A 4,534-nucleotide genomic window follows, 5' to 3' on the forward strand; every position below is an offset into this window, starting at 1 on the left:
CAGGTTGGGTGCCGGGAGCCTGAGGCGGCTCCAGCAGATCGTCGTCGTCGAGGTCCGGGTTGTCCTCGATGGCAGCGGACGCGAGTTCGGTCCGCTCGTCCTGCGGCGAGAGGGGCGTTGCCGGGCGCTTCAGGGCTTCCTCGAGCTGCTTGGCCATATCCGAGAGAATCGCCGCATCGGGCGGGCCGCGCTCGCCTGCCAGGTCTTCACTCACCCGCACGGGTTCGGCCGGAAAGCTCGGAGGTGCCGGCGGGGGCATGACGGGGGCGGGCGCGACGGGCGGCGTCGGCGTCGGGCGGGACTGGAACATCGGCGGCATGTAGCTCGGGCGCTGTTCCGGCCGGACCGCCGGCGCCTCGGGCGGAGACCTGAAGCCCGAAACCGTGGGGGCTGCTCCAAACACCGGCGTCTCAGGCTTGAGAACGGGCTCGGGCCGTGGGGTTTCCGCCATGGCGGGAGGCGGGGGAGGCGGGGCCGCCTCCTCTTCCGCCGGTTCGTCGGTGGAGCGCCGCACGAAGGTGCCGAGCTGGGCTGCGAGCTGGGTCTCGATGGACGGCCTGCCGGGGGTCTCGACCTGCGGACGGGTCGGCTCGAACGCCGGTTCGAAACGATCCGCGCCCTGCTCGACGGCCGAGGCCGGAATGCGGGCGCCGGCCACGCGCACGATGTTGGTCTCGATCACCACGTCGTTGAGGCCGCCGATCAGCAACAGGTGCTCGACATTGTCCCGCCGCAGCAGAACGAGCTGCCGCTGGCGGTCGAGATCGTAGATGTCGACGACGCCGAGGCGGGGCTGACGGGCGCGCGCGCGGTCCTGGCCGTTCATCATGAGACGGCCGCCGGTCAGCTTGCGCAGAACCAGGCCAAACAATGCGACCAGGACGAGAATGATCGCGAAAGCGATGACGTACTGGGCCGCCCGTGACGCTTCGATACCAAATTGAGACAGCACGATGAACTCTCAAGCGTTGCGTAGGCCATTAGAGGCTACATTCCTGAACGGTTTTGTAACACATCGGTCGGCAAGGGAAGTCGCAAGGTTAATGGATGGTTAACAATGCCGACGGTTCGACGGGAGCTAACGCCCGTCCGCGGCTTCGGTTCGGAAACCCGGGCGCGCCTCATCGGGCTTTGACTTTCCGCAACGGCAATGATGGATTCGGACCGACCTCGCCGGCTGCCATCGGGCTTTCGGGGGACAACGAACCGCTCTTGCGCGCCCTTAGAGGTCAATCAATAAATTCTGTGTACTATGCGGCCGAAATGACCTCTCAGATTTCGGCGCAGGCTTCCGGCGGCGCACCACCTTCCTCAGGGATATCGAACTTTCATGGCTTATGAGGGCGACACGCCAACGGGCGAAACGATCGACCGCTCCGATCGGCCGGGCCATATCGGCCTTGTTCTGCTGCTCGCCGCCATTCTGGTGGGCGCCATCCTGAGCCTGCGCTATCTCGGAAGCGATCAGGCGCAGACCCTCATTCTGGGATTGCTCGCCTTCTTTGCCATGGCGGGGGTGTTCTTCCTCTTCGCCATCGCCATCGGCGTGATGCAGTTCGGCGGCAGGGCCGCCCGCAACGATATCACCAAACTCATGGCCGATACCTCGACCGATGGCCTGATCGTCATCGAGGACGATGGCGGCGTCGTCTATGCCAACAAGGCCTATCTCGATCTTGCCGGTTCGGCGGGCGGCGACATCCGGGCGGTGGAGCGCCTGTTCACCGGGGCGCCCGAGGTATCGGAGGCGATCTACCGCCTGGCGCAGGCGGCGCGCGAACACCGCACCGGCTCGGAAGAAATCCGCTTGTCGCCGTCTTTGGACGGTACGCAGGAATTCGGCTGGTATCGTGTGCGAGTCCGCGCCCTCCCGCGCCACGGTACGCAGGCAGCCCTGTGGACCATCGCCGATGTCACCCACGAGCGCGAGCGGCAGGAGAACGTCTTCCAGGAATTGCAGCACGCCATCGACTACCTCGATCACGCGCCGGCGGGCTTCGTCTCCATCGATCCCGCGGGCAACATCGTGTACCTGAATGCGACGCTGGCCTCGTGGCTCGATTACGATCTCGCGCAAGTCGGCTCCGGCGGCCTCAGCCTTGCCGACGTGGTGCCGCGAAACGTGGTGGCGATGATGACGTCCTTTTCGGGCGAGCCCGGAAGCGTGCGCACCGAAACCTTCGATCTCGACCTGCGCCGCCGCAACGGCCAGTTCCTGCCGGTGCGGCTCTATCATCGCATCGCCTTCGGCCAGGACGGTTCCATGGGGGCGTCGCGCACGCTCGTTCTCAACCGCTCGCCAGGACTCGATGTGGACGAGGGCCAGCGCGCGGCCGAGGTGCGCTTCGCGCGCTTCTTCAACAACACGCCGATCGCCATCGCGACCGTCAACCGCAACGGCCGCGTCCTGCAGGCCAATGCGCCGTTCACGCGCCTGTTCGGCACGCTCCCGCGCACCGGCGAAGGCGGCGAGGGTCCGCTCATCGCCGAGGCCTTCCGCGAGGGCGAGAGCGCCCAGGTGACGGCGGCGCTGAAATCCGCCGGCGAAAGTTTCGGCGATATACCGCCGCTCGAACTGCACACCGCCGGCGACAAGGGCGGCTCCGTGCGCGTGTGGGTGACGCCGGTGAACGACAATGCGGCGGATGGCGAGGCGGCAATCCTCTACGCCCTCGACACCACCGATTTCCGGAAGGTGGAAGAACAGCTCGCGCAGTCGCAGAAGATGAACGCGGTCGGCCAGCTCGCAGGCGGCGTGGCGCACGATTTCAACAACGTCCTTCAGGCGATCATCGGCTACAGCGACCTTCTGCTCGCCAATCACCGGCCGACCGATCCGTCCTTCCAGGACATCATGCAGATCAAGCAGAACGCCAACCGGGCCGCGAGCCTGGTGCGCCAGCTTCTCGCCTTCTCGCGCCGCCAGACGTTGCGGCCCGAGGTGCTCAACCTCAACGACCGGCTCTACGAATTGTCGATGCTCCTGAAGCGCCTGCTGGGCGAGCGCGTCGAGCTCGATCTCAGCCACGGCCGCGACCTTTGGTTCGTCAAGGCCGACGTCAACCAGTTCGAGCAGGTGGTGGTCAATCTCGCGGTGAATGCGCGCGACGCGATGCCCGACGGCGGCAAGCTCGTGATCCGCACCGGCAACGTGCCGGCGGCCGAGGCGGCGCGCCTTCACGTGAGCGGAATGCCCGCCGCCGATTACGTGGTGGTGGAGGTGTCGGATACCGGCACCGGCATGGATTCCAGCCTGCTCGAAAAGATTTTCGAGCCCTTCTTCACCACCAAGGAAATGGGCAAGGGCACGGGGCTCGGTCTCTCGACCGTGTTCGGCATCGTCAAGCAATCGGGCGGCTTCATCGACGTGGATTCTGAGGTCGGTCGCGGCACGATCTTCCGCATCTACATGCCCCGCCACATTCCCGAAGCCCATGAGATGCCGGAGGAGGCCAAGGCCGAGACCGTCAAGAAACCCGCCGCCGACATGACCGGCCAGGGCACCATCCTGCTGGTCGAGGACGAAGACCCCGTCCGCGCCGTCAATTCGCGGGCCTTGTCGGCGCGCGGCTACACGGTGCTGGAGGCGGCCTCCGGCGTCGAGGCGATGCAGATCATCGAGGCGCGGGGGTCGGCCGTCGATCTCGTGGTGTCCGATGTGGTGATGCCGGAGATGGACGGGCCGACCCTGCTCGGCGAATTGCGCAAGCTCTATCCGGACCTGAAGGTGATCTTCGTGTCGGGCTACGCCGAGGACGCCTTCCGCCGCAACCTGCCCGACGGCGAGGAATTCAACTTCCTGCCCAAGCCCTTCAGCCTGCGGCAATTGGTGGAAACGGTGAAGCAGGTGATCGGGGAGTAGCGGAGGGAGAGAACACTCGCCGCCCTTCGGGACGGCGAAGCCGGACTCCAACCCGTCACCAACGAATTTCGCCGGGCGGCAAATCGGGTCGGAAGTGCCGGGTCTTTACCCTCATTGGTCTCGGGTTCTCTTCCGCCCACTCGAAATCACCACGTGCCCCGACATCCATTCGAAATAATATCCACGAGAACAAAAAAAGAACTTGCGCATTGGAACAAACCGGGTACGTTTATCTCACAAACCCGCGTTGAGACTCAACCTCCCTCCGTGCCATAAGGATGCTCAGGTCATGTCGCAGTCGTCTCTGAGACTGGTGGAAAATTCATCGATGGATAAAGACAAGTCGAAAGCTCTGGATGCAGCGCTTTCTCAAATCGAGCGCTCGTTCGGCAAGGGCTCGATCATGCGGCTGGGCAAGAACCAGGCGATCGAGGAGATCGAGGTTGTCTCGACGGGCTCCCTGGGTCTCGATATCGCGCTCGGCGTCGGCGGGTTGCCCCGCGGTCGCGTGATCGAAATCTACGGGCCGGAATCGTCGGGCAAGACGACGCTGGCGCTGCATACCGTTGCGGAAGCTCAGAAGAAGGGCGGCGTTTGCGCCTTCGTGGATGCCGAGCACGCGCTCGACACCGCTTATGCCCGCAAGCTCGGCGTGGCGCTCGACGATCTCCT

The 4,534-nt window shown here is 65.0% G+C and carries 3 protein-coding genes; 2 read left to right on the top strand and 1 reads right to left on the bottom strand.

Features of this window, described 5'->3' with window-relative positions:
- Positions 1-952: hypothetical protein (locus AC1DVM_RS22560; RefSeq protein ID WP_477258283.1), on the bottom strand; the 952-nt coding region annotated here is incomplete at its 3' end.
- A 378-nt stretch (positions 953-1,330) separates the two neighbouring features.
- Here AC1DVM_RS22560 and cckA point away from each other — a divergent pair.
- Both cckA and AC1DVM_RS22570 read left to right on the top strand, forming a co-directional pair.
- A complete protein-coding gene (cckA, locus tag AC1DVM_RS22565; protein ID WP_477258285.1) occupies positions 1,331-3,862 on the top strand; it encodes a cell cycle histidine kinase CckA in 2,532 nt (843 codons plus the stop codon).
- Between the two features lie 289 nt (positions 3,863-4,151).
- On the top strand, positions 4,152-4,534 hold a 383-nt coding region (locus AC1DVM_RS22570), incomplete at its 3' end, for an ATPase domain-containing protein (protein ID WP_477258287.1).

It is taken from the genome of Microvirga sp. P4_A5, from assembly GCF_056402495.1.

What these genes read in the sequence shown, in the direction of transcription:
- cckA (WP_477258285.1), top strand. Translation starts at nt 1,331, where the DNA reads ATGGCTTATGAGGGCGACACGCCAACGGGCGAAACGATCGACCGCTCC.